General features: G+C 55.8%; 17 protein-coding genes. 7 read left to right on the forward strand and 10 right to left on the reverse strand.

Annotation, left to right across the window (positions count from 1 at the left end):
* The first annotated feature begins 7 nt into the window (after positions 1-7).
* The 4 genes from G5287_RS03705 to G5287_RS03720 all read left to right on the forward strand — a co-directional run bounded on the left by G5287_RS03705 (position 8) and on the right by G5287_RS03720 (position 7,871).
* A complete protein-coding gene (locus G5287_RS03705) occupies positions 8-1,528 on the forward strand; it encodes a helicase RepA family protein (protein ID WP_421230873.1) in 1,521 nt (506 codons plus the stop codon).
* A gap of 782 nt (positions 1,529-2,310) precedes the next feature.
* Positions 2,311-2,817 carry a terminase gene (locus G5287_RS03710; protein ID WP_234879108.1) on the forward strand — a complete coding sequence of 169 codons (507 nt, stop codon included), beginning with the start codon at positions 2,311-2,313 and terminating at the stop codon, positions 2,815-2,817.
* Between the two features lie 409 nt (positions 2,818-3,226).
* Complete coding sequence (dsr1, locus tag G5287_RS03715) at positions 3,227-7,045, forward strand: anti-phage defense-associated sirtuin Dsr1 (protein WP_421230874.1); 3,819 nt, start codon at positions 3,227-3,229, stop codon at positions 7,043-7,045.
* Positions 7,046-7,265: 220 nt separating this feature from the next.
* Complete coding sequence (locus tag G5287_RS03720; RefSeq protein ID WP_236766354.1) at positions 7,266-7,871, forward strand: recombinase family protein; 606 nt, start codon at positions 7,266-7,268, stop codon at positions 7,869-7,871.
* Positions 7,872-8,022: 151 nt separating this feature from the next.
* Here the strand turns inward: G5287_RS03720 and G5287_RS03725 are convergent, their stop codons facing one another.
* Positions 8,023-8,217 (reverse strand): hypothetical protein, encoded by a 195-nt coding sequence (locus G5287_RS03725; protein WP_236766355.1) that lies wholly within the window; start codon positions 8,215-8,217, stop codon positions 8,023-8,025.
* A 1,233-nt stretch (positions 8,218-9,450) separates the two neighbouring features.
* On the opposite strand from G5287_RS03725, the gene G5287_RS03730 reads away from it, so the two are divergent.
* The gene (locus tag G5287_RS03730; RefSeq protein ID WP_421230875.1) at positions 9,451-12,036 is read left to right on the forward strand and encodes a DEAD/DEAH box helicase; all 2,586 of its coding nucleotides are present in this window, start codon (positions 9,451-9,453) and stop codon (positions 12,034-12,036) included.
* Between the two features lie 1,159 nt (positions 12,037-13,195).
* Here G5287_RS03730 and G5287_RS03735 read toward each other — a convergent pair.
* The 8 genes from G5287_RS03735 to G5287_RS03770 form a co-directional block, all read right to left on the reverse strand.
* Positions 13,196-13,819 carry a PepSY-associated TM helix domain-containing protein gene (locus G5287_RS03735; protein ID WP_216952718.1) on the reverse strand — a complete coding sequence of 208 codons (624 nt, stop codon included), beginning with the start codon at positions 13,817-13,819 and terminating at the stop codon, positions 13,196-13,198.
* 64 nt (positions 13,820-13,883) lie between these two features.
* Positions 13,884-15,926: a TonB-dependent receptor gene (locus G5287_RS03740; protein WP_421230876.1), complete on the reverse strand. Its 2,043-nt coding sequence runs from the start codon at positions 15,924-15,926 to the stop codon at positions 13,884-13,886.
* 293 nt (positions 15,927-16,219) lie between these two features.
* The gene (locus G5287_RS03745; protein WP_421172970.1) at positions 16,220-17,257 is read right to left on the reverse strand and encodes an acyltransferase; all 1,038 of its coding nucleotides are present in this window, start codon (positions 17,255-17,257) and stop codon (positions 16,220-16,222) included.
* Positions 17,258-17,479: 222 nt separating this feature from the next.
* Positions 17,480-18,391, reverse strand: a complete 912-nt coding sequence (gene pbpG, locus G5287_RS03750; RefSeq protein WP_110303977.1) for a D-alanyl-D-alanine endopeptidase — start codon at positions 18,389-18,391, stop codon at positions 17,480-17,482.
* 260 nt (positions 18,392-18,651) lie between these two features.
* Positions 18,652-20,118 (reverse strand): glutamate/gamma-aminobutyrate family transporter YjeM, encoded by a 1,467-nt coding sequence (gene yjeM, locus G5287_RS03755; protein ID WP_279490100.1) that lies wholly within the window; start codon positions 20,116-20,118, stop codon positions 18,652-18,654.
* 435 nt (positions 20,119-20,553) lie between these two features.
* Complete coding sequence (locus G5287_RS03760; RefSeq protein ID WP_321537283.1) at positions 20,554-21,432, reverse strand: EamA family transporter; 879 nt, start codon at positions 21,430-21,432, stop codon at positions 20,554-20,556.
* A gap of 33 nt (positions 21,433-21,465) precedes the next feature.
* The gene (locus tag G5287_RS03765; RefSeq protein ID WP_227341549.1) at positions 21,466-22,386 is read right to left on the reverse strand and encodes an ABC transporter substrate-binding protein; all 921 of its coding nucleotides are present in this window, start codon (positions 22,384-22,386) and stop codon (positions 21,466-21,468) included.
* A gap of 119 nt (positions 22,387-22,505) precedes the next feature.
* Positions 22,506-23,567: a porin gene (locus tag G5287_RS03770; protein WP_216952723.1), complete on the reverse strand. Its 1,062-nt coding sequence runs from the start codon at positions 23,565-23,567 to the stop codon at positions 22,506-22,508.
* 218 nt (positions 23,568-23,785) lie between these two features.
* On the opposite strand from G5287_RS03770, the gene glpX reads away from it, so the two are divergent.
* Together glpX and G5287_RS03780 are read left to right on the forward strand one after the other, a co-directional pair.
* The gene (glpX, locus tag G5287_RS03775) at positions 23,786-24,796 is read left to right on the forward strand and encodes a class II fructose-bisphosphatase (protein WP_421230877.1); all 1,011 of its coding nucleotides are present in this window, start codon (positions 23,786-23,788) and stop codon (positions 24,794-24,796) included.
* A 153-nt stretch (positions 24,797-24,949) separates the two neighbouring features.
* Positions 24,950-25,201 (forward strand): YkgJ family cysteine cluster protein, encoded by a 252-nt coding sequence (locus G5287_RS03780; RefSeq protein WP_182926403.1) that lies wholly within the window; start codon positions 24,950-24,952, stop codon positions 25,199-25,201.
* Positions 25,202-25,270: 69 nt separating this feature from the next.
* On the opposite strand, the gene G5287_RS03785 is transcribed toward G5287_RS03780, so the two are convergent.
* Complete coding sequence (locus G5287_RS03785) at positions 25,271-26,434, reverse strand: heme biosynthesis HemY N-terminal domain-containing protein (protein ID WP_421230878.1); 1,164 nt, start codon at positions 26,432-26,434, stop codon at positions 25,271-25,273.
* Positions 26,435-26,442 lie beyond the last annotated feature (8 nt).

Raw genomic sequence — 26,442 nt, forward strand, 5'->3', positions numbered from 1 at the left:
GTGATGGATGACCAAACCCACTGAAACTCAAGCACAGCGCGGCCCCCGTGCCAATGGCGTGCAGAATGTCGTGCAAATGGCGCCCTTCACCAAGTTTTCGGACCTCAAGAGTTTGGGCACCATCGTTATCCATACTGGGCACCAAGCAGACCCGAACGCCGAGAACCGCGAAATCTGGCAGCGTACCAATAATGTCTCCATCCAATCCGCCGACCCCATCACCGGAGAGCAGGAACCAGTCCAGAGCCTCTACGTGAGCAATAAGCAATTGGAGGAAGGCGGCAAGTTGTATCAGATGGCTGATGGTGACATGACGACCAAGTTAATCATTCATGTTCGCGGTTCCCTCCCAGTCCAGAAGCTGCAACGGCTGGCCTCCGAGCTGCGCAAGCAGGCACCCAATGCCGCCATCTATCGCGGGCGCAATGGTGACACAGCCGAACCTTGGGACAATTTGGTGAATGCCGTGCTGGCTGCTAATGATGAGGCCCATCAACCCGAGTCATTCCCGTTGGTTGCTGGTTATGCCGGGTTTGATCGGCAATCGGCGTATTTGATCAAGGGGCTGCTGCCCGCTGAGAGCATGTGTTCCATCTACGGCCCGTCCGGCTCGTACAAGTCGTTTGCTGCCGTGTCGCTGGCGTGCCATGTTGCGACCGGCAAGGAGTGGGATGGCCGCCGTGTGGAGGAGGGCGCTGTGCTCTATATCGCTGGTGAGGGTGGCCCAGGTGTGTCACGGCGCATCCGCGCTTGGTGCGACCAGTACAACCGTGGTCAGGATGTGTTCAACTTCTACCGCATTGATATGCCGGTATTCATGGCTGATGGTGCCCAGATCGCCCGCCTGAATGCTGCCGTTAATCAGGTGAAGGAGGCTACCGGTCAGCCCGTGCGGCTCATTGTGGTTGATACAGTTGCTCGCTGCTTTGGTGGTGCCGACGAGAACAGGGCTGCGGATATGGGGGCCTTCATCAACGGTTGCGACACAATCAAGGCGCTGACCAAGGCCGTTATTCTTCTGGTTCACCACACCGGTAAGAACGAGGACAACGGCGCTCGCGGCTCCAGCGCGTTTCGTGCTGCCCTGGATGCTGAATTTCTTCTCAAGCGTGAAGTGACAGACGCCCAAGCGTTCACCTTGCTGTGCACCAAGATGAAGGACGGCGACGAGCCCGGCCGCCGTGCATACGACCTGCGTACCCGTGTCGTTTGCTATGACGACGACAACGACGAGGTAACGAGCTTGGTGGTTATTGCTGATAGTCGCGACCCGGCAGACCCTGATGAACTGGAGGGCGCTGGCAACGTGACCATGAACCACAAGGCGCTGTTTCAAGTCATCCGTACGGCGTGCGAAAAGCAGGAAGGGCCAGTCAAGCGGGCAACCATCGTCAAGCAGATGAGGGCTGCGGGCACTTGGCACGAAGCCAACGGCTGGCGCTGGTTCAAGAAGCTGAACGATGAGGGAGTTATCGGTGTCAACGTCAAAGAAAAGACAGTCTGGGTGATGAGGGGCGCCGAGGACTAAAAGTGATGGAGAGGTGATGGTCATCACTGAAAACAACCAGACACCATCACTTTTCTTGCTTATACGAAAAAAGTGATGGTGAAGGGGGTAGATTGACCTGAAACCCGCGCGGTTACTGGGATAAGGCAGCTATCACTTGGTCTGCTTTTTCAGGGGGTAGTGATGGTGAGTAAAAGTGATGACCTAGTGATGGCGAAGTGCAGCTATTGCGCGACAAGGCGCTGTCCTAGGAAAAATTCGAGAAGGAGATCTGGAAGCAGGCAAAGCCCGCTCAAAGTATCATGGTCAAAGGTCCCCCGGGGCCTTTTTCGTTTTTGCACACGTTTTTCCCCGCTGCTGGCCGCAATGCCTTGCTCTGAGTAGCCTCGCGCCAGATGCGTAATCCACTGTTCCAGCAAAGGAGGGTTGGCTGATTTATTTCCGCACATCCTAGCAATAATGAGCGTCTTCCCCCTGTAGGGCTGGAACCGGTCTCCCCCCATCGTAAATACTGGTCGCCTATGACCTATTCCTCTATGCATACAACAGATTCCCCAAACTGGCACAGTATCGAACTCGCGTACAGTGCTGGCCGCCAAAGTGTGCGCCAAATAGCGATAGAGCACGGCATTTCACATACCGCCATTAACAAGCGGGCCAAGACGCACAAATGGTCAAGAGTCATAACACACGTTAACGCTACCTTATCTTCAGGTATGCCTACGGCCCCTATCATGGGCTCTGAACGCGTGGATTCTACAACTCAAGTTATGATCCCAGTTTTTACTCCTCAGGTTTCCACTGTGGAAACCAATACGTCGAATCCCAAGACGGTAACAAGAGGTCGTCGGAGTGCATTCACAAACGAGTTGGGTGAGGCTATATGCAGCGCCATTGCTGATGGAGTGAGTCTACGCGCAGTGCTTGCGCGTCCAGGCATGCCGTCCAAATCCATGGTGATGCGCTGGTTGGCTGATGAACGCTATATAGAATTTAGGGACCAGTACGCGTGTGCGCGCGAGGATCTGGCCGACAAACTGGCCGACGAGATCCTCCAGATTGCTGATGACGGCAGTAAGGACACCTTCCTCGACGCCAACGGGAACGTAAAAGTTAACCATGATGTGATTGCTCGTGCCCGCCTGCAGATCGATGCTCGTAAATGGCTGGCCTCGAAGCTGGCTCCCAAGAAGTACGGCGATAGGGGCCAGCGAGAAAATTCGGGCGTTAGCCACGGGAGCATGCAGGTGAAATCGACAGTCACGTTTGTGCATCCACCCAACTGGGACGAAGATAGCGAGGTTGATTAGGATGACTGATTTTGCAAGATCGCATGAAAGCCCCAAAGCCATCGTGACAATCTCGTTCGGGACGAAGGGGTCGGAGGTTCGAATCCTCTCACACCGACCACATTCAACAAGGGCTTAGCTTCGGCTAGGCCCTTGTGCTTTTCCGGTCCCCCAGTTCTGTGGGGCATTTTTCGATACTCCTTTTCTCGTCCTTCATCTAAGGCCCATCTTAAGTGGCTTATTCCGGACGGCTTCCTTCCTCAGTGCCAGTGCAATAGAGTCGGTCCAGCTCAAGTTTTGGACTCATCCCTCTCCCGAACACACTATATCCATGAGAACATCTGGCAGGGTCCTCTCTTGCCAGGGAGCGCCCCATGTTGCCCATCAGCAAATGAGTTCGCGTAAGTGCATTGGATAGGAAACAGATTAAATGCAATTTGTCCCCCATGGTCCCGATATTCCTGATTCACTCTTGCAGACGCAGGAGGAGGGGAGAGTGGTTTTTTTCTGTGGCGCAGGCATTTCCTACCCCGCAGGCCTACCTGGCTTCAAAGGGTTGGTAGAGCAGATCTATCAGCAAAATGGGACAAACCGCTCTGAGATTGAGCATGAGGCCTTCAAACGCGGGCAGTACGACGCCACATTGGATCTGCTCGAACGGCGCTTGCCGGGGCAGCGTCTGGCAGTCCGTCGCGCATTGGCACAGGCTCTGAAGCCAAAGCTCCGTCGCAAGGGGGCCACCGACACGCAGGCAGCACTGTTGCGTCTTGCACGTAACCGCGAGGGAACACTTCGGTTGGTCACCACCAACTTTGACCGCATCTTTCATGTGGCAGCCAAACGCACGGGCCAAGCGTTCCAGGCTTACACCGCCCCGATGCTACCGATCCCAAAGAACAGCCGTTGGAATGGACTGGTCTATCTGCATGGCCTGTTACCCGAGAAGGCAGACGACACTGCGCTGAACCGTCTGGTAGTTACCAGTGGTGACTTCGGTTTGGCCTACCTCACTGAGCGCTGGGCGGCTCGATTCGTGAGCGAATTGTTCCGCAACTATGTGGTTTGCTTCGTGGGCTACAGCATCAACGACCCGGTGCTGCGTTACATGATGGATGCGCTGGCTGCCGACCGAATGCTAGGTGAAAGCACGCCGCAGGTCTGGGCACTGGGTGATTGTGAGCCGGGGCAGGAGCACCGTAAAACCATCGAGTGGGAGGCCAAAGGCGTCACACCCATCCTCTACAATGTACAACCCGGCAGCTACGATCATTCAGCTTTGCATCAGACTCTTCTGGCTTGGGCGAACACTTATCGCGATGGTGTGCAAGGTAAAGAAGCCATCGTTGTTAAGCATGCTCTGGCACGACCGCAAGGCAGCACAAAACAAGACAACTTCGTCGGCCGGATGTTGTGGGCCTTGTCGGATAAATCCGGTCTGCCGGCTAAGCGCTTTGCCGACTTCAATCCCACTCCGTCGCTCGATTGGCTATTGGAGGCCTTGGTGGACGAGCGTTTCAAACAAACTGATCTAACCCGCTTCCATGTTCCCCCTCACGAAGAGGTAGACGGCAAACTGAGCTTTAGCCTTATCCGTCGGCCTGCCCCATATGACCTCGCCCCGCAGATGCTGCTGACATCAGGTAGAATTAAAGGTAGCCAATGGGATACTTTGATGTTCCATCTGGCCCGCTGGCTCACGCGCCATCTGGATGACCCACGGTTGGTTATTTGGATTGCAGAACACGGTGGGATCTTACACAACAACTGGTCGTGGCTGATCGAACAAGAACTGGAACGCTTTGCCTCCCTAGAGCAGGAGGGCAAGACTGCTGAGTTAGATGAAATACGCCAGCAATCCCCTAACGCTATCCCAAGTCCCCTGATGCGTACCTTATGGCGACTACTGCTTAGCGAAAGAGTGAAATCAAACCACCATGGCCCCGATCTTTATCGTTGGATAAAGCGGCTGAAATGGGAGGGGGTGACAACCACATTACGCTTGGAATTGCGTAAACTACTCGCTCCCTTGGTGACTTTGAAGAGGCCGCTTCACCGGGAGGATGGCAATACAAGTACAGGTAAGCCTGTCCGTCTCAAGCAGTTGGTGGACTGGGAACTGGTGCTGGCTACCGATCATGTGCGATCGACCTCCTATTACTTTACTGGTGAGCACTGGAAATCTGCTTTGCCAGCATTGCTTGATGACTTACAGCAATTGTTGCTCGATGCCCTAGACCTACTGCGAGAGCTCGGTGAAGCCGATGATCGCCACGACCGGTCACATTGGGATCTACCGTCCATCCTGCCACATCGTCAAAACCGGAAGTTCCGCGATTGGGTAAGCTTGATTGAATTGCTGCGCGATGCTTGGCTGTCGGTTTACAACAGTAACAGTCAACGAGCGACACAGATCGCTCATTCTTGGTTCGAATTGCCCTATCCAACCTTCAAAAGAATGGCTTTATTTGGAGCCTGCAAAGATGGTTCTATCTCCCCCGAACACTGGGTAGATTGGTTACTGGCCGATGATGCTTGGTGGTTGTGGGCAATTGAAACGAGACGAGAAGTACTCAGGCTGTTCGTTTTGCAGGGGCATAACTTGGCAGGGATACAGCAGGAACGTTTGGAGGTGGCCATCATGGCTGGGCCTTTACGCGAAATGTATCCAGACACTCTCGAACCAGAGCAGTGGCAAGGTAAAGTTTCCCGCTCTATTTGGTTACATCTTGCCAAACTTAAATTATCTGGTCTTACTTTGGGGGCTACAGCTGAGGCTCAATTAACTGAGTTGTCTGCTTCTTTCCCACAATGGAGGCTGGCGGATAATGAGCGTGACGAGTTCTCAATCTGGATGAGTGGTACCGGTGATCCAGACTATGAGGAGAGCCGTGATATCGATATTGCGCCTAGCAAGCGGCAAGATCTTGTACCGTGGTTGACTAAACCTCTACAGCTGGATCAGAGGCCACTTTATGAAGATACATGGCGCTATGTTTGCCTGAAACATCCACTAAATAGCTTGTTTGCCCTAGTCGACTTAGCTGAACAGAGACATTGGCTTACCGAGCGTTGGGGGGATGCACTGAATGCTTGGAGCAGTGGGAGGAGAGTTCAGCGTTTGTGGCGCATTGCAGCCCCGTATGTACAAAACTTGCCCGATGCCGTCATCCAGGACATCAGCCATTCGTTGACGTGGTGGATGCAATCAGCATCCAAGTCGATCAACATTCACGAAAGTATTCTGCTGAGCCTTTGCAGACGAGTGTTGGCGCTGCCATTGAAAGCTGGCACCGAAATGACGGTCAATGGTGAGCCGATTGACCAACCTGTTACAGAGGCAATTAACCATCCTGTAGGACACATCACGCAAGCGCTGATCAACTTGTGGTTCCAGCAAAATCAGAACGACAATGATTTGCTTCCTGCTGACATCGAACCCCTGTTTACGCAAATTTGCGATGTGCAGGTCAGTCGGTTCCGACATGGCCGGGTGATACTGGGTTCACGCCTAATCACATTTTTTCGGGTGGACAGGCCTTGGACCGAACAATACCTGCTTCCACTGTTTAGTTGGAACGATCCAGTGGAGGCAAGAGCTGTTTGGGAAGGCTTTCTCTGGTCCCCCCGCCTATACCAACCCTTGTTGACTGCCTTCAAGGCACAGTTTTTAGAAAGCGCAAATTACTACACCGAGCTTGGCGAGCATCGCCAGCAATTTGCAGCATTTCTGACGTACGCCGCATTGGGGCCAACGGAGGGGTATACAGTACAAGAGTTTCGCACCGCGATTAGTGCACTGCCGCCAGAAGGGCTGGAGGAAGCCGCACAGGCACTATCGCAAGCGTTGGAAGGTGCCGCTGATCAGAGAGAGGATTACTGGAGAAACCGCGTCAAGCCGTTTTGGCAAGATATCTGGCCAAAATCTCGAGACTTGGCAACCCCTAGAATCGCCGAATCCTTAGTTCGACTGGTTATTGCTGCGCGAGGCGAATTCCCCGCAGCCTTGGGCGCTGTAAAGGACTGGCTGAAACCGATTGAACATCCGCACTGCGTTCTCTATGAGCTGCACGAATCAGGCTTGTGTAAACGGTTCCCGGCTGAAGTATTGCTGCTGCTGAATGCGGTGATTGCCAGCCAGCTGTGGGGGAGTGAGGAGTTTAGTCAATGCTTGGGCGAGATTGTGAAGGTCGATCCACAGCTATTGCAAGATGCCCGTTACCTACGACTCGAAGAATATTCGCGGATGTGAACTATAAAAACGGCATCTAGTACGTCCCGAATGCATGAATGGGGGCTTATGGTAAACCCAAGCCCCTCTATGCTATCCACTCAACTGAAGTGGACCATAACGTGTACCTTTTGAGCCATATAATCAGCCCTTCAAAAATATGGCTCAAATCTGTGGTTTTTATTGTGAGCCACAACTACATTTAGAGCCATAGATAATGAGCCAGGAATAGGAGCATATCGTGGCAGTCATCGGGTATCTCAGGGTTAGTACGGGCGAGCAGAGCGTTGGTGCTCAACGGCACAGCATTGAACAAACGCACAATGTTGAAACCTGGTTTACGGACGAGGGGGTATCGGGAGGAGTGAAGGCACTGCAGCGCCCTGGCTTTGCCGAGTTGTTCAAGTTCATACGCAAGGGAGACACGCTGATCGTTCCTGCGGTAGACCGTCTTGGGCGCAATACCATCGACGTGTTAAATACGGTTGAGGCACTTCAAGGCAAGGGCGTTTCAATCATCAGTTTGCGGGAAGGGTTTGATCTGTCAACGCCGATTGGCAAAGCCATGCTGACCATGTTGGCCGCTGTTGCAGAATTGGAACGTTCAAACATCAAGCTCCGGCAGATGGCTGGGATTGCCAAGGCGAAGGCGGAAGGTAAGGCGCTGGGGCGGGAGAAGACAATTGACGATGCTGCCGTTGCCATCTGGCGCAAAGAGAATTCAGCGAGCATCAAGCTGACAGCTGAACACTTTGGGATCTCGCCGGCCAGTGTGAAACGAGCTTGTCGGCCTCAAAGGCTAACTGCTTTACAGACTGGAGCGGTATCGCGAGATATGGGGGTTTAGGAAGATAGTGTTGTATGATCTTGGTCATATTGCCTGTGGATAACTTAGTTTTAAGAAATGTCGAGTTGCACTATGTCAACACCAACGGTACTATTTACATCGAAATAGTTGCGCTAAAATTGCGTAAAAAAGGGGCCTAAGCCCCTGTAGATTAAATGACGATTAACTTGATAATCTCACTGTGTTCGGCGCCTGGCAGCATATGAACCCAGAGAAATTTCAAGATAGCCTCAATCGCTATCGTCAGTCCAACTTCAATCAGTTTTCCAATCAGCCACTTCATGGACTTCTGTGAAGTGGCTTTGTTTTTGTCGTCTTTCCGACTGTCATTGCCATCGTCGAGCATGCTGCCCTCCTTTTGTTGGCGTTGATAAATCTTGCTTGCGAAACCAAGGTTTTTTGCATTGTTGATGTCATATAACTTCCTTTCTCTTAGTGTTTATAGGTTTCATGAACCTTACAGACCAAGTACAGCATGTAGAGCGTTTTCTTAAAAAAAAACACCACATATAGTGGTTGCTTTGCTCGTAACTTTCTTCTTGATGCATATATTAGGCACAAAAAACCTAACTTATTTCTTGATCCAGAACAGGTTTTTGGATGAGTGAGACAGTGCCGACCAATCTAAAACATGTTCATAACCTATTTAAAAATAAAACTTTTTTTAAAAAATCACAGAAAGGACCCAAAGGGGGCTTTTTGGCCCGGTGTGAGTTAACTCATATTATCGACTTGGAGGAATTAAAAATCCTCTTGGGGGATTTCCGCACTTCAACTGCCTACAGCTTGCCGTCACGACATTAAGAATTCGATCTGCCCATGTTGTATAACTCGGCTTTACATCGGCACCCATAGCATTACGCCGCTGGCATAACCATATGCCTTCGTTCCTCTACTGTGCACACATTACTTGGTTCACCATTCTCCCAACTGCTTAAGTCTATTGATACCTGAGGTCCCAACATCAATAAGTCGACTCACTGTAGATGTGTGAGGCGACTATACACCCGCTACATTGATATAGAGTGGGATAAGGGGGGACTCAATGGACAGCAAATGGAAGTGGCCGGCGATGAAGGTCGCTAGGTGGGCGTTCAAACATGGTGAGTTTTTCGACCTTTACGATGTGTCCTATCTGCTTGGGATACCGACAAGCGATGCAGGAAAAGTGGTGCTTTATCTGCGGTCATTACGTTGTATTGAAAAACAGGCTGAGACTCGGTGTTGTAAGCCAGAGCCTGGGCGAATGGCCTGCCGTAGGGTATTTCTCAAGGTGATTTGTATACATCAGCGCCCATTGTTGATGCAGGAAAATAAGTAACCAGAACCAAAGTGTGAGTCGGTTCAGTTCTGCTCGAGCTTGTTAGGTGTCTAGGGAACTGGGGCGATTCAAGGGAGCTGGGGGCGATTCATTCTTTTGACATTCTTCGCGCACTCTTCATGTGACTCCATTTATGTATAATCTTGGCCTGAATCACCCCTATTAGCACAATACTCACGATGAATGTTCAGAGTGAGCTCGAAATTTGTCGGCGCTCCCCCGCAAATAGCGCCCATGGTTAACCAGAAGGAATTGATAATGGCTTTCAAGACTCCACTGACCGGCTCATCTGTACCAGAAACACCAGACAAGCTTTTTCGAGAGCTTACACGCCGTAAGTTTCCTGATGTACTGCCACACCAAGCAACCATGATGCAAGCTTACACAGCAAAAGCTATTGCGATTCCTGATGTTGCACTTCAATTACCCACGGGGAGCGGTAAGACACTAGTAGGACTGCTGATTGCAGAATGGCGGCGTCGTAAGTTCAAAGAGCGGGTTGTTTATCTGTGCCCTACTAAACAACTTGTGTATCAAGTCGCTGAACAGGCGAATGAGAAGTACGGGTTGTCCGTGGCCACTTTCGTTGGTAAACAGAGGCATTTCTCACCGACTGACAAAACAGATTACCTCCAGGCCGAAAAAATCGCGATAACCACCTATTCCAGTCTGTTCAATACCAATCCCTTTTTCGACCAAGCAGATGTCATACTCGTTGACGATGCCCATTCCAGTGAAAACTACATTGCTTCTCACTGGACATTGCGCATAGGCAGACTTGATGAAAAATACAAAGCACTTCATCAGGCATTGTGTAATGTGCTTGCCCCGCACTTGACTCCCACAGACCTGTCGCGGCTGCGAGGCATATGGGAAGATATGGGGGATCGTTCTTGGGTAGAGAAACTCGCTACCCCCACTCTGACTCAGCTCTCTCCACAGATCGTAGAGATATTAGATGCTCACACGCGAGATACCGATCTTGCCTACCCTTGGTCACTGATTCGAGATCATTTGGACTCCTGCCATATTTATCTTTCTTCCCTAGAGATCCTGATCCGACCACTTTTACCTCCGACGTTCTCACATCCCGCGTTTGAGAATGCTAAGCAACGCATTTACATGTCGGCAACACTTGGGGCTGGTGGTGACCTAGAACGTTTGACAGGGAGAAAATCAATCACACGTCTCCCAGCTCCTGATGGTTGGGACACTCAAGGTGTTGGTCGTCGTTTTTTCATCTTTCCAGGAATGTCGCTCACGCTCGATCAGACCGTAGAATTAAGAAAGGAATTGATGCAGCGAGCTGGCCGAAGCGTCGTTCTTGTTCCCAGCGATAAGGATGCAGAAGCAATCACTACAGAGATTGGTCATAATCTCAAATATCCTGTTTTTCACGCGACTGACATTGAAGAATCGAAAGCTGACTTTGTCGGCAAGCAGCAAGCGGTAGCTGTCGTTGCTAACCGTTATGACGGGATTGATTTTGCAGGTGATGAATGCCGATTACTCTTCATTGAGGGTTTGCCCAAGGCTATGAACTCCCAAGAGCGGTTCATCATGACCCGGATGGCTGCGAATATCCTCTACAATGAACGAATTCAGACCCGTGTAGTACAGGCTATTGGCCGTTGCACTCGATCGTTGGAAGACTACTCTGCAGTAGTAGTATCAGGCGAGGAACTGCCCGATTACCTAGCCGACCTTCGCCGCCGACCTTTCTTTCACCCTGAGCTTCAAGCCGAGCTAACCTTTGGAGCTCACCAATCAAAAGACACCACTCTTTCCGACTTGGTGGAGAACTTCGAGATCTTTCTAGAAAACGATCGCAACTGGGAAAGTGTCAATCGACAAATTCTTGATGAGCGAGATCGAACTCAGCAGCAATTCCAGCCGTCAATTAAGGAACTTGAAAAAGCGGTTGGGGCCGAGATCGACTACCAGACAGCCCTATGGCGACATGATTACTATAATGCTATAGCGGCTGCTGAGAGGGTTCTGGGAACATTGAAAGCTCCAGACCTGCGAGGTTATCGAGCGCTGTGGAATTATCTAGCAGGTTCTGCATGCCATCTAGCGGCGCAGGAAGGCAACGAAAGCATGGCGGCAAAGGCAAGACAATACTATCGAGATGCTCACAAGTGCGCTCCCAGTATCCCTTGGCTAACAACATTTGCTCGCAGGGAGGTTGGAGATACAGTAACTGTTCAAAAGGACGACATCGCGTTGCAACGCCAGGTGGAGCGCCTAGGTGCTGAACTTACTCGTCTAGGCGCTACTCATGATCGTGATTTTGCAGAGATTGAGCTGTCGATTCTCGAAGGACTACAACGGCCTGAGACCTTCGAGCGTGCACAAAAGGACCTTGGGACAATACTAGGTTTCAATGCTGGTAAAGTCGAAAGTGAAGGCTCTCCAGATCCTTGGTGGATCTCTGACTCCCGATGCATAGTTTTTGAGGACTATGTGAACACAACAAATGGCACCCTGTGTGTAGCCAAGGTACGACAAGCTACATCCCATCCAGGCTGGATGAGGGCAAATGTGGCAGAGTCGTCAGAGTGCGAATTTCTGACGGTATTGGTCACACCTACAACCAAGATTAGTTCGGCTGCCACTGTCCACGCTTCGGGGCTCCTCTACTGGGGTCTCGAAGATTTTCGCTCCTTCGCCATACATGCTTTACAGGTTGTACGACAGCTTCGGACGACATTTTTCGAGCAAGGTGACTTGGTCTGGCAAGCTGAGGCTGCGGAGTTGCTCAAACAACAAGGGCTGGATTTTGCCTCTATCTGTCAGCGTGTGATGGCTAACCCGGTCGTGGAATGTATGCAACCGGTCTAACACCTAAAGGACTGAGCGCTCACTATTGGATTTTTTTGTATTGCATTACAGTACATCAGCTATCAATTTGCTTAAGAGTTTTGGGGCTCTTGATTAAGTAACCAACTGATCAACTCACAGATATGCAGACTACACTTGTGCGTCAGGGTGAAGTTAGCCTATCTAAAAACCCAAAAGGCTCGCATCGCTGCGAGCCTTTTCTCATCTAGTGCCGGTCAAGTCTTCCCTATATGTTTATGTGAGAGCAGCAAGGCCCAGCGCTGGCGGATCAGCATGACCGACGGCAGCCCATTTGTGGTGGCCGATGTCACTTATGCGTCGGGGATGATGTTAGCCCACTTCAAAAATGAATAAGGCTCTCATCACTGAGAGCCTTGCTATACATGGTGCCGACAAGGGGAATCGAACTCCTGACCTTCGCATTACGAAGGAGAGCGGCCTGACTAACCATCAAACTCATAGTGAATCGCCCCGGGTTGCTAAGCATCCAATCCATGGCTGTGAGTCACGAATTTAACTTAGAAGGGCGACGTTGGCCAATGCAGTCGGACGATACTCATCGAATACCTTGTCAGGTTGTCTGAACCTGAGACATTTCCGAGGCCGCCAGTTGAGCAATGCTCCGCTCGTCTAACCTCCTCGTCCGTGCTCTCTCGCTGGTCTGTTCACTTTGGGATGAACACGTGTTTGGCCTTTGATTTGATATGCAGGGACTCTGATTCGAGCCTCTGTTTTGCCTCCCGTTTTCGTGCAATTTCGTGTAATTCAGTGCAAACCACCAGAAACTGTACGCAACCAAGAATAACCCAATCACCTTGAATCAATGGGTTATAACTGCCACAGTTATACCTCAACCGTTGTTTCGGGATTCAAAATCCGCCGGTGAATAACCGTGTCGGTTCGAGTCCGACCCCGGGCACCATCAAATTCATGACAAAAGGCCATCAGCAATGATGGCCTTTTGTTTTTTGGCGTTCCTGCGCATTGGTGGGTTGCTGCTGAGCAGGCAGTACTTCCAGTTACCTCTTGGTATCCCTTCTCTTTTCCCGCTATCCGTTATTTCATTTCCTTGATATAGCCGCTGACGGCATCACCGCCAGCGGCCTGTCTCTATTGCGGTTTTTTCCAAACCTTGCTGCATCAGAACATGGTTGCCGCACTATCCCAGCAGGGCAAACAGCAGGGTACCGAGGCTGCCTGCGAGCGTCAGCGCGATGATGGCTCTGGGTGTGCCGTGCAGCTTGGTCCACATAAATAGGCTGGTGAGGGCGAGCAGCAGCAGGGCCAGGGCGGCGATATCGCCAAACAGCTGCCAGCCGAGGCCGGTGCCTATGCCGCGGTGCAGCCGGTTGAGGCTGGCGGCAAAGTTGGCCAGTTGCAGGTCGGTACGTACCAGCAGGGTACCCTCAACATAGCTGGCGGCCACGCTCTGGCTGAGGGTGACACCGCGCATCTCCCACTTGGCGGGCAGGGTGAGCGGGCCGTTCGGGGTGGGCAGGGTCTGGGCCGGGGTGATCATGGTTCGCCCGTCGGCAAAGGTATCGGGATAGCGCTGTTGCAGCAGGCTTTTCAGCTGCTCCGGGCTGGCGAGCGGCGCCTCCAGCACTATCTCTTCACTCGATTTGTCGGTGTGGGGGCCGGGGATGGGCAACACGGCACGGTGTTGCAGCCAGAGACCGGTGATGCCGTACATCAGCATCAGGGCGAGGGTAAAAAAACCGGCCCAGGCATGGAGGCGGCGTACCCATTTGTTGTTGTGAAGGGGAACTCTTCTGCGTTTCATCGTGGTTGCTTCATAAAAAAACTGGCCAGCAAGGGCTGGCCAGTCGGGGTGGTTGTCACAGAGATCAGAAGCGGTAGGTACCGGTCAGACTCAGCTGACGGGGTGTGCCCGGCATGATCTGGTTGGCACTGGTGGCGCTGACGAAGTACTCGTGGTCGGTCAGGTTTTCGGCGCTCAGCTCGGCTTCCCACTGTTGCCAGCGATAACCGACGCGCGCATCGAAGCGGGCGTAACCGGGCAGTGTGGTGGTGTTGGCGTTGTCGGCGAAGCGATCGCCCACCGCCGTTACGCCGGTTTCACCGAACCAGCCCTGCTCGCCACTCTTGTAGCCGAGATAGAGCTGGCCATTCTGACGGGAGACGTTCATCGGGCGCTTGCCCTGCAGATCCGCATCCGCCTTGACCTGCTCGGCATCCTGAATAGCGAAGCCGCCACGCAGGTAGATCTCTTCGGTCAGCTCGGCGCGCGCGCTCAGCTCGACACCCTCGGTGCGCTGCAGGCCGGTGAGGATCACCTTGGTGGGATCCAGCGGATCCTTGGTGCGCTTGTTGTACATCTCCAGTCGATAGAGGGAGAGGGTGGTCGCCAGCTTGCCGTTCAGCCAGTCACTCTTCACGCCACCTTCGTAGAGGCGGGTGTGCTGGGGTTCCAGCCCGTTGTTCTTGTCGCCCGGGGTGATGCCGATCAGCTCGCCGCCCACCGGGGTGAAGGTCTTGCTGTAGGAGGTATAGAAGGCGTGATCCTCGAGGGGATTCCACACCAGACCGAGGCGCGGGCTCAGGCTGTTGACCGAGACGCTCTCCTCCTTGTTGAGGTCGTAGCGGCGACTGGTGACGGTGAAGTCGTCACGGCGCAGCCCGCCAACCAGATGCCAGTCACCCAGGCTGAGCTGATCCTGCAGATAGAGGCCATTGCCGCGCACCTTGTGTTTGGCGTCGCTGGAGAGCTTCATGGCGCCATTGTAGGTAGGCAGTGAGCCCGGGTCGTAGAGGTTGCCGGACGGGATGGCGGTGGCGTTCTGGTAGAGCTTGGGTGTGCGCTCCTGCCAGTTCTGCTCGAAGCCGACCAGCAGGCGATGTTCCACCGGGCCGGTCTGGAACAGACCTTCGGCCTCGGTGTTGCTGATCAGGTTCTTCGCTTTGAGATCCTGCTGCCAGCGGGAGCGGGTCACCTGATCCCCTTTGACGCTGGTGACATAGGTGTTGTCAAACTGGCTGTCGAGGGTGGAGTAACCGAGCTGCTGGCGCAACTGCCACTGATCGTTGATATCCCAGGAGAGGCGTGAGCGGGTGGATTGTGCCACGTCATCGATGAAGTCGCGGCTGGTATCGCTGTAGACATACTCTCGCGGCACATCGGCCGGACGGCCATTGACCCCGGGAATGCCGCGATCCGGGGTGCGGTCATGTTCGTTGCGCTCGTACTGCACCAGCCAGTTGAGGTTGTCGCTGATCTCCCAGTTGGCGGTGGGGGCCAGCAGGGTGCGCTTGCTCTTCACGTCGTTGCGGAAGCTATCTTTGTCCTCTTGCGCCATGTTGAGGCGCAGTTGCACCTGCTCACTCGCCTCGCCATTGAGGTCGGCGGCCAGTCGCTGACTGTCAAAGCTGCCGACCCGGGCGGTGACGCTGGACTCCTGCCCTTTCTGTGGCTTCTTACTGATCCGGTTGACGATGCCCCCCGTGCTGCCACGGCCGTAGAGCACGGCAGCCGGGCCCTTGAGCACTTCCACCCGCTCGATGTTGCCGAGATCCCGGGTGTACTGCATGTCGTCGCGGAACCCGTCGAGATAGAAGTCGTTGCTGGCGCTGAAGCCGCGGATATTGACCCCATCGAAGCGGGTATCACCGCTGGCGTTGACCCCGGGAATGCCGCTCAGGGCTTCACTCAGCGTTGGTTGGCCGAAGGCGGTCAGCTCGCTGACCTTGACGCTGTCGATGGTCTGGGGAACCAGCTTGGCTGGTGTATTGGTACGGGTTGCGGTGGCAACTTCCTGATGCTGGGATCGTTTGCCAACCACAGTCATGGTTTCATCGGCGGCCTGGGCAGTGAAGCCGGTGCCCAACAGTGCCAGCGAGACCAGCGTTCTGCGAAAGTGAGGGTGCTGCATATTCAATATTGACTCTTTGGATGTCGACCTGACGGCTCGAACATATTGATTTAATTATAATTAGCCTGACCCGCAAAAGCGGGATGCCAATGATATTGATTTTCATTTGTCTGGCAAGGTGAAAATGGAGAGGAGTATTGGAGGCGGGTTGTGCGGTTGGGGGAGCTCGGCTGAAAAGCAGAGCCATTGCAGCAAACCGCGAGAACGAAGAGAGGGAAAAAGGGCGTAGCGGAAGAGAAAGAGACGAAACGTGAAGAGGTATCTGGCCCGATAGGACGGGCCGGATATCGGACTCAGTGGGTGCGCAGCAGTCGGCGGGCGAGGGGCAGGGCCGCCAGCAGGCGATAGGCCAGCAGAGACGCTCCCAGCAGCAGCGGTACCTTGGCGATCTCCCACAGGATGGATGCGCCCTGCGGGCCGAACACGAAGAGCCAGACCACCAGCATCATGTGCAGGCAGTAGATCCCGAGCACTTTGGGTGCCTGGCGCTCAAGCCAGCTGCCCTTGCCCCACTCGGGGTTGGCCAGCAGCAGGCCAAACAGGCCGATAGCCCAGGGAAGGGAGCCAAGCAGGAAGTCGTGGCGGGTGAGCGGCACTGCGGCAAAGTGCTGCAGCGCCCAGGCTTCACAGCCATAGAGCGTCACCCCAGCCAGCAGCAGTTGCCAGCCGGTGCGGGCATCGGGCTGCCACTGACGCTGGCGCAGCAGGGCACCAAGCGCCACAAACAGCAGGGAGAAGAAGGGGCCGTTACGGGTGAGCAGTGGCCACTCGGCGCCCAGCAGCGGCTTGGCATAGGAGCCCCCCAGCAGCGCCAGCAGGTAGAGGCCAAGACCCAGCCAGAGGGCGAGCGCTGGTCTGCCAAGGCGGTAGCAGAGTGCCAGCAGGGTCACCGCCATGATCAGGGCTGGCAGGAACCAGAGGTGGATCATGCCGCCCACCAGCCAGCCATTGAGGGGGTCGCCGAGCTGGAATTGCCACTGCCCGCGCAGGGAGGCCAGATAGCCTTGCTGCACGGCAGCAAGCGGATTGAACGGCACTAGCAGGTAGACCAGACTCCACACCAGCCAGAGCATCAGCAAGGGGCGGCAGTAGCGCCAGGCCACGGTCAGCGGCGCTTCGCGACTCAGCCTTGGCTGCAGAAAGTAACCGGCACAGAGGAAAAACAGCGGCACGGCAAAGCGGCATAACTGGTTGATTGTGCCGCTCAGCCAGAGCCAGGATCCGCTTCCCCACAGGGCGGGATTGAACGGATTGGCGAAGGGGGATACGTGAATGGTCATCACGGCCAGAATGGCCAGTACCCGCCCGCACTCGATACTGGAAATACGCATGGTGGCTCGTCGCTACAGGGGTTGTGATGGCACGCTAAAATTCTTGCCGAAAACTTACAACCAATTGATTCTATTAGTGTGAATCACGCTGTTGAGTAGTTACGTTTTGTAACGGGATGGCGGAAGGTGTTACCTGTAACGGGAGCAAGCTCCCGTTTTTAGGCGCGCTCATGCAGATAAAAAAAGCGAGGCGGGCGCCTCGCTTGGTTGGGGATCTCGAGCTTACTGGTGAGTTAGCATGTTGTTCTGGTTGGCTGCCAGGGTGGTTCTGCCCGAGCTCTCCAGCCAGGTTTTGATCCGCTTGGCGTCGGCGACCCGATCGTTGGTGGTCTCGGCATTGAGCAGCACCATGATCACCGGCTCACGATTGACCTTGGTGCCCAGCACCAGACAGCGGCCCGCTTCGCGGATATAGCCGGTCTTGGAGAGGGTGAACTCCCATTGCCCTTCGCGGATCAGCCGGTTGGAGTTGAGGTAGTGCAGCTGGCGCTTGTTGGTGCGCACATAGCTCTGCTCGTCGGTGGAGTACTGGCGGATCAGCGGATAGGAGGCGGCTGCGGCGGCGAGCTTGGCGAGATCCTGCGCGGTGGAGACATTGCGCGGGTTGAGCCCGGTGCTGTCGGCGTAGCGGGTATTCCACATCCCCAGCATGCGGGCCTTGGCATTCATCGCCTCGACGAAGGCGCGCTGGCCGCCGGGATAGTGGCGGGCCAGCGCCGAGGCGGCGCGGTTTTCAGAGGACATCAGGGCGATATGGAGCATTTCGGCGCGGCTGAGCCTGGAACCGATGGCCAGGCGCGAGCCGGTTCCCTTGATGCGGTCGATGTCGGCATTGGTCACGGTGAGCATTTCGTTGAGGCGCAGGTTGGCATCCAGCACTACCAGCGCCGTCATCAGCTTGGTGAGTGAGGCGATGGGCATGACCCGGTTGCCGTTGCGCTCGGAGATCACCTCGCCGGTTCTGTGGTTGGCCACCACGAAAGCGGCCGAGCTGAGGTTGGGCACATCCCGTCGCTCGAGAAAGCCGCTGCTGCTCTTGCTGCTGGCGGAAAAGGGGTTGGCATGGGCACTGTCCATAGTGGCCGGCAGCATTACTGCGCCAAGCAACAGGGGAAGGAGGGAACGCATCATCATGATCAGCTCTACCGGACGAAATACAGGGATATCTCGCTAAGTTATATGTCGTGAACTGGCGCTTCACAATCATTCTCACCTTGATATTGATAATTTACGGCGTTGAGCGCGCTCTGATGGCGAGGAGAGCGTAAAAGAGGTCTCCATGGAGTCTTTTTTTTGCATTGAAACTATGGGCTGGCCGTGATGGCGAGCGGAAGCCGGCGCTAAAAAAATCGGGACCAGAACGGTCCCGATTGGCATGGAGCATTGCTTATCGTTTAGTGGGCATCTTCCTGCTTTATCTTGAAGCGCATGGCGATCACCACGAACAGCAGCGGGCCAATGATGGTCCAGACGCCGGTGGAGATATCGCCGGAGATAAAGGGGGCGACCACGGTAAAGACGTTGCCGAAGGCGACCAGGATCAGGCTGATGATGGTAGCCAGCAGCACGGAACCCGCGCTCTTGAAGAAGATCAGGTCCTTGCCCAGCGCCGGGTTGTTGCGATAGCGATACCAGGCGTAGATGAGGAACATGTAGGGCAGGGTCATGCCGACGTTGGTCATGGTGATGATCAGCTCATAGAGGGCGGCGGCCCCTTCCGGGTTGATCAGGGTAAAGATGGACTTGGCGGCAATGAACAGACAGACCACCCAGGCTTGCACCTTGAGGGCTTCAATCCGCACGCCATTCTCGTTCTCGCGTTGGAAACGCTCCGGCCAGAAGTAACTCGGGGTGCCGGTGATGAACTGGCGCAGTGGCGCGTAGGAGAGGGCGATAAAGGCACCCAGATAGCTCAGGAACATGCCAAGGCCAGCAAAGCGCATGAATAGCTGCCCCAGCCACTCGCCACCGAGATGGCGCCCCAGCTCCAGCATGATGATGAAGAGGGCGGAGAGAGAGGTGATCCCCTCGGCCGGGAAGTCGCTCCAGCGCATGATTGAGCCGACCGCCAGAAAGCCGATGATGTAGCAGAGCACGATGAAGGCGCCGGAGAGGAAGATGCCGCGCTTGAGGTCGCGCTCCGGATCTTCCAGCTCGTCAGCCACCCCGGCCATCGCCTCGACCCCGCCGTAGGCGAAGATGGCGAACACCATAAAGCCGAGGAAGGGGATGATGTCGTTGAAAGCGGCATTGGGAGAAGCCGTCAGCGATGCCTGGGTGAAGGGTTCCTGCAGAGTCATGCCGCTCACTGCGAAGGTGAAGACGCCACCGACCAGCAGCAACACGTTGAGTGCCACCACGGAGAGACCGCCGATGGCCGCCACTTTGGCGAAGCGGGCGCTACCCAGGGTGATGAGCTTGGTGACGGTGGCAACCAGCGCGATGGCGACCACTCCCAGAATAAAGGGGCCGAAGTCGATGCCGGTACCCAGGGTGACCGGGATGACGGTGATGTCGCGGCCAAACAGCATGAAGGAGAGGGGCACCCACATAGAGAGCGCCTTGCCAAACATCCAGATGACGTAGGAAGCGAACCACATGGTCAGACCGATAAAGGCGAATCGGGTCGAGACCGAATGGCGCATCCAGGTAAAGATGCCGCCCGCCTCTTTGCGAAAGCCGGTGCCGAATTCGATCATCATCAAAATGAACGGGATGAAGAAAAACAGACCGCCAATGACGAACATCGGAATGGCGGCATATCCCATTCGGTAAAAACCGATCCCGATATTAGTGACGCCAAATACCGATGTTAATATCATCAATATAAAGGCGCCCAATTTCAGCTTTTTTGCTGACATATTAAAAACTCCCTGATGGTGCTGGATTTAAAATAATCAAAAATTAAACGGACGAAACCGGACCCATTAATAACGCGGTAGCGCCATGCCATCTTGCTGTGGCGGGCGCGATCGGGTCATCTCTGACCGGGCTGGCTTACCCGTCAGGCGGTCAATGAACGTATGGGTGGAGCAGCATGGTCTGTGCCATGCGCGGTATTGGTCAGCGTTGCCGAAAATTAACTGTGAACGATTTTATCATTAATGCTGCTTGGCAGGTAAGTTTCCCGAATGAAGCTGTGGTTGAAATAAACAGACCTGCCAGTTAATTGATACGTTGCGGATGTAAACATTTACGCCCGGGCCGACACTTATTTCCATTATTGGTATTCGGCATATTTGGCGGAGTGAATTACGCCATCCTGCCTGATAAATACGCACCAATGGCGACAGCGCTTATCCTCCCAGCCGGGTCAGCAGCACGCCGCCAGTGATAATGGCCGCCGCCGTCAGCCGCATGCGCCCGAGCGGCTCTTTCAGCAGCCAGACCGAGAGCAGCATGGCAAACAGCACACTGCTTTCGCGCAGAGCCGCGACCACGCCAATGGGGGCTTGGGTCATGGCCCAGATAACAATCCCGTAGGCGAGTAGTGACATGGCACCTCCTGCCATTCCCGCCATCGCATGGCGACGGATCTGGCGCCATGCGTTGCGTTTCTGGTGGACGATCAGCACCAGCAGCATCGCCAGCCCGGTACAGGCAAAGAGCCAGAGGGTGTAGCGTACCGGTTCACCCCCTGCGCGGGCGCCGGCCCCATCCGAGAGGGTATAGGTCGCCGTGAACATGGCCGTGATCAGTGCCGCCCGAACCGCTTTGCTGGCAAGGCGCTGCTGCCCGCCTCGCCAGGCCATCAGCAAGACCCCCATGATCAGCACGCAGGCGCCGACGATGCCGCCGTAACCGGGGTAGTCCCCCAGCAGCAGGGCACTTAGCGCCATGGCGAGCAGCGGGGCACTGCCACGGGCCAGCGGATAGATCTGGCCAAAATCGCCCTGATTGTAGGCATGGCTGAGAAACAGGCAGTAACCGATATGGAGCAGGACTGAGAGGCCGAGCCAGGGCAGCTCGGCAGCAGAGGGAAGCCCCATGGGCAGCAGCGCGACGGCGGCGATAAGCCCGGAGAAGATCGCCACCAGGGACACGCCCACCAGCCGCTCTTCGCCAATTTTGACCAGTGCATTCCAGCTGGCGTGAAGCAGGGCGGCCAGCAGAACGGCAAAAAAGACGGTGGTGCTCATGGGAAAGGGCTCTCGGGCGATGGGGGCCAACAGCATACCCGTCTGGAGCCTGATTGGCCGAGATCTTTATCAAGGCTTCGGTTTCTCGGGGTTCTTCTCTTGCTTGGTGGTGCTGCCCAGTTGCCCCAGCACCAGTTTGGGGTGGGGATCGGTCTGCAGCGGAATATCCTGCAACTGCGTTCCCTGCTGGTGGCGATGGATGATTACTGCGGCCATCTTGCCCAGCGCCTCGTAGCTGCTGATGGTGCCAACGCTGCAGCCGTGCTCGACGAACAGCTCGGCACTGCAGATCGTAGGGATGGCCGCTGCGTTGAGTGCATTCAGCAAACGGGGAGCGATGGAGAGCAGATAGCTGTCTGCGGCCAGAAAGACGATGTCGTTTTTGGCATCCTGTTGCAGCCGCTTCAGTTCGTTGTCCAGCCGCCGTGGGTCAGGGGCCATTCGCCAGGTGACCATCTGCCACTGATAGCGTTTCGCTTCATTGAGCAGCATATCGGCCACCAGCAGGGTGTTCTGCTCACGGGGGTTGAAGGGTAGCAGCAGCCGTTTTCCGGTGGCCAGATGCTCGCTGGCGTTGGCCAGTTGCAGCGCCATCGGTACCATGTTGCTTACTCCGGCCACCATGCTGTTCTGGGCTTTGTCTTCCGAGAGGATGTCTGCCCCGACCGGATCGGATACCACGTTGAAGATCAGTGGCTTGCGGTTGGCTACCAGACTCTTGGTCATGGTGGTGGCGGTGGTGCCAAAGGTGTAGATGTAGTCGTATTCGGCCAGTTTCGGCAGCATCTGCTGGCGCAGCATGGTTGCCAGCGCTGTGCGATCCTGATCGGCGTTATAGGTGGTGATGGTGGCCTGATAGCCAAGGCGGGTCAGCTCTGCCCGAAAGCCCGCTTCGGCTGCGGTTTCACCGCGCCACAGCACCATGGCGATAGAGAGGGCGTGAGCGGGAAGAGCCAGCAGGAACAGCAGGACGAAAGGTAGCCTGACCATGATCATCTCTCCGGCGATACATCTACTGTTGAGCCTAGGCCACTTTCTCCGGTCGTGAGCGACGCCCAGCAAAAAGCGCGATGGCAAGCCATCGCGCTTTGGGTATCAGAAAACCTCGATTAGAAGTCGTAGCGAGCAGCCAGCTGGAAGTCATCCTTGTTGGCGGTCGCTTTGCCGGCAACGCTGTCCAGATTGTTGATGCGGTACTCGCCGATCACCCGCAGGTTCTTGTTGAACTTGTACTGGGCTCCCAGGGTGTAGTAATCCACATTGTCTTTCTTGGTGCCAGCCTTGTCCTGCTCCTGTTTGTTCCACAGCGCCATCAGACCGAAGCCATTCTCGAAGTTGTAGCCCAGCGCGGCTTCCCAACCGGTGTGATCGGTGCCGGTCGCCAGGAAGTCGCTGCCATCGGCATAACTGAGGGCGGCGTAGGCGGCCTTGTTGTCAAACTTGGCGGAGATCAGCCACAGTTTTGCATCTTCTTCACCGCTCTTGTCGCGCAGGCCGACGTTATAGGCAGTACCCAGCGACAGGTTGAAAGGGAAGGTATAGGCCACGGCTGCTCCGTAGGCCGCGTCGCTATCCTTGCTGGTAGTCTCTTCGGTGTCACCACCGTCGAACTTGTAGCTGGTGTCGAGCTGGAAGCCATTGAACAGGCCGGAGTATTTCAGTACGGAACCGGCGCGGTTGGTGGCGAAGGTGTCGGTCTTTGCACCCAGCGCTTCGTTACCGTAGCCGTCGGAGAGGGAGACATCAGTCCAGTCCGCCAGGAAACCCGGGGCACCTTTCTGGCGACCGAAGGTCACTGTACCCCAGTCAGCGCCCACACCGGCAAAGGCCAGACGGGTACGCAGGTTGTCGGAGCTCTCGCTGATGGTCTTCTCGCTGTCGTTGATGTACATCTGCACTTCGTACTGGGCCAGCGCCTTCAGACCGCTCTGGATCTGGGTTTCAGCCTTGGCACCGAAGCGGACAAACTGGTTAGCCCCTTGCTTGGCGCTGTAATCCTTGGTGCCATTCGGGTTGGCGGTATCGACGTTTTCTTTCTTGTCGCCGAAGAATTGACCGGCGTAGATGCGGCCATACAGGTCCAGCATGGCGGTATCATTTTTATACACCTCAACGGCTTGCGCCTGGAAGGCGGCGGTCAGAGCCAGTGCCACTACAGTCAGCTTTTTCATCTTAATCCCTTGTGTTGCAAGCTTTTGTTTTGAAGACGGGGCCATCCTAGGGAAGATGCATGACAGCGGGGTGACAACTGGATGAAGAGTCGATGGCAATTGGGTTGCAATTGGATGAATTGGCTACATTTATGCACCTGGCAGCTACTTTTGTGCGCAAAGGTTTGCCCTTGTGGTAGAATGCCGCCCGTTTTCGAGCTCCATAGGTTGGATATGCGATGAGACGTGAACTGGCAATCGAGTTTTCCCGAGTGACGGAAGCGGCTGCACTGGCTGGCTACAAGTGGCTCGGACGTGGTGACAAGAATATCGCTGATGGGGCGGCCGTAGCGGCCATGCGCCACATTCTCAACCAGATCGAGATCGATGGTGAGATTGTGATCGGCGAAGGTGAAATTGATGAAGCGCCGATGCTCTATATCGGCGAGAAGGTCGGTACCGGACACGGCGACGCGGTGGATATCGCGGTCGATCCCATCGAGGGTACCCGCATGACCGCCATGGGTCAGGCCAACGCGCTGGCCGTGCTGGCGGTGGGCGACAAGGGTTCTTTCCTGAAAGCACCTGACATGTACATGGAAAAGCTGATCGTCGGGCCCAAGGCCAAAGGCGCCATCGACCTGGATCAGGCTCTCGAGCTGAACCTGAAGTCCGTGGCCAAGGCGCTGGGCAAGCCGCTCTCCCGTTTGACTGTCATTACCCTGGCCAAGCCGCGTCATGACAAGGCGATCAAGGAGATGCAGGGGCTGGGCGTGCGCGTTTTCGCCATTCCCGATGGTGACGTGGCCGCCTCCATCCTCACCTGTCTGCCGGACAGCGAAGTGGACATGCTGTACGGCATCGGCGGCGCACCGGAAGGGGTGATCTCCGCGGCGGTGATCCGCGCGCTGGACGGCGACATGCAGGCCCGTCTGGTGCCGCGTCACCGGGTCAAGGGCGACAGCCCCGAGGTGATCGCGCTGGGTGAGCAGGAGATTGCCCGCTGCGAAGCGCTCGGCATCGACGTCAACAAGGTGCTCAAGCTGGAAGACATGGCGAAGAATGACAACGTCATCTTCTCCGCCACCGGCATCACCAAGGGTGATCTGCTTGACGGCATCACCAGCGATGGCGTGATGGCGACCACCGAGACCCTGCTGATCCGTGGCAAGTCGCGCACAATCCGCCGTATCAAGTCGATCCATTATCTGGAACGCAAAGACAGCGTGGTTCGCGACATCATCCTGTGATGATGGCTCTGCCCGCCATGCGGTAGTGAATCAAGCCCGATCGCCTCGCGGTCGGGCTTTTTGCTGCCTGCCCTCTACGTTTGTCATCTGGCCTGGGCTATGGTGGCAGAGAGTCCGACAGTGCAGGTTGATCCTGTGACAGGAGTGGGTTGTATGGAGTGTCGTTCCGGTTGCGGTGCCTGTTGCATCGCTCCCAGTATCAGCAGTGCCATCCCCGGCATGCCCGATGGCAAACCGGCTGGCGTCCCCTGCATCCAGCTTGATGCGCGCCTTGGCTGCAAGATCTTCGGCCAGCCAGAGCGGCCGGCGGTATGTGGCGGCTTTCGCCCCATGATGGATGTGTGCGGTAGCCACCGCGCCGAGGCCATCTGGCTGATTGGCGAGCTGGAGCGGCTCACCACCTGACGAGAGCTGGGCAAAGAGATAAAAAAGAGGCCGCATTGTGCGGCCTCTCGCGTTTCTATTCGCCGGGGATCAGATCCCCGCCAGCTCCAGTGCCTGACGATAGTACTCGTTGGCCTTGTTGGTAAGGCGGCGCTTGTCCATCAGCTGGCCGAGAGCATGGTAGGCGGCGGCGCTCGGCGCCCGCTCCACCTCCTGCTCCAGCAGCTTCTGGGCATCGTCCAGCTGACCGGCCAGTAGATAGAGCTGGGCCAGTGCGGTGTCCACCTCCGGTTGCCCCTGCTGTTTTTGCAGCAGTGCCAACAGCGGCTGGTAGCTGTCGAGTTTCAGCTTGGGCAGGCGAGCCAGCAGCTGCGGCATCGGCTGTTTGCGCAGCGCCTCCTGCCACAGGGTGGCGGCCTCGCCATCGGCGCCCAGCTGGCGCAGCAGATCGCCGTAGCAGGCCAGCAGTTCTGGCTCGAGGCGCAGTTTGCGCGGCAGATCCTGCCACACCGCCTTGAGGGTCTCGAGGCTGCCGGCAGCCTGTTGCAGGCGACCACACCAGGCTTGTTGCAGCAGATCTTCTTCCTGTTTCGGGGTCAGCTTGCCCACCTTGTGCAGCGCCGGGATCAGGTCGCACAGGGCGCTCCAGTCCTGACGGGCCAGATGCACCTGACGCAGCTGATCCAGCACCATGGGGTGGCGCGGGTTGAGGGCGTAGACCGACTCCAGCATCGCCAGCGCGGTATCGTACTGGCCCTGCTCGATTTGCAATTGGGTTTGGGTCAGGGTGAGCGCCAGCTCGGCTTTGGGATTCTCTTCCTGCGCTTTTTGCAGGTATTGATCCCGGCGGGCGTCGTCACCACGGGCCTGTGCCGCCTTGGCGGCGCTCAGGTAGTTGAGCAGCGGGGTATCGCTGTTGCTGGCCCCCTTGATCATCAGTTTTTCAGCCTGACTGTAGTGCCCTTCGGCCATCGCCAGGGTGGCGGCGACGGTCTGTTGATTGGCCTTGCGGCGGCGGCGCGAGCCGTACCAGCCGAGGGTCTTGCGGCGCAGGCCGAATACCCGACCCAGCAGCCATTCGACGATCAGCAGGGCTCCGTAGAACAGCACGGCCAGGATCACCGCGCTGGTGACGGAGGATTCGATGGTGTAATTGCCAAGGGCAATCAGCACATAGCCCTTGTTACCGGAGGCTTGCGGGCCAAAGATCAGCCCTGCGAGCATCACGGCAACCAGAATGATTATACGGATCATGGTGCCCT

The sequence above is a fragment of the Aeromonas sp. 603079 genome (genome assembly GCF_049172135.1).
Classification (GTDB): Bacteria; Pseudomonadota; Gammaproteobacteria; order Enterobacterales; family Aeromonadaceae; genus Aeromonas; species Aeromonas veronii.